Origin of the sequence: Aneurinibacillus aneurinilyticus ATCC 12856, from assembly GCF_000466385.1 — a bacterium.
Taxonomy (GTDB): domain Bacteria; phylum Bacillota; class Bacilli; order Aneurinibacillales; family Aneurinibacillaceae; genus Aneurinibacillus; species Aneurinibacillus aneurinilyticus.
Window position 1 is genome coordinate 819 of the sequence record NZ_KE952714.1, and the last position, 400, is coordinate 1,218.

At 46.0% G+C, this 400-nt stretch carries 1 protein-coding gene; it reads left to right on the forward strand.

Going from position 1 to position 400, the window contains the following annotated elements; translation table 11 throughout:
• Positions 1-280, forward strand: a 280-nt coding sequence (locus HMPREF0083_RS26185) for a helix-turn-helix domain-containing protein (RefSeq protein ID WP_021620031.1), incomplete at its 5' end; no start/stop codon positions are given.
• Positions 281-400: the final 120 nt, after the last annotated feature.

Here is a 400-nt window from a genome sequence, read left to right on the forward strand (position 1 = left end):
GGAACAACAGGAACTGAAGCGCATGATTGTGGAAAGCACACCCGCAGAAGAAGGATTTGGTCTGGAGTCTTGCTGGAATACACGCATTTTACAGTACGTAATTGAAGACAAGTTCGCCGTTACCATGAGCCGAAGCGGGATTACGGATTTGCTTCATCGCCTAAACCTGCGTTACACACGGCCTACCTATACGCTGACGAAAGCCAACAAAGAGAAGCAGGAGGTTTTTGTCCAACAGATGAACTGGATAAAAAAAACCTCACCGATAACGACGTATTGATTTATGAAGATGAAAGTCGAATTCGTGCCTATCAAGTGCTTCATGCCACCTGGAACGAACGAGGCAAACAAAGATGCATCCCTACGTATGGTCATCATGCCTATGTGGGTTTATTCGGCA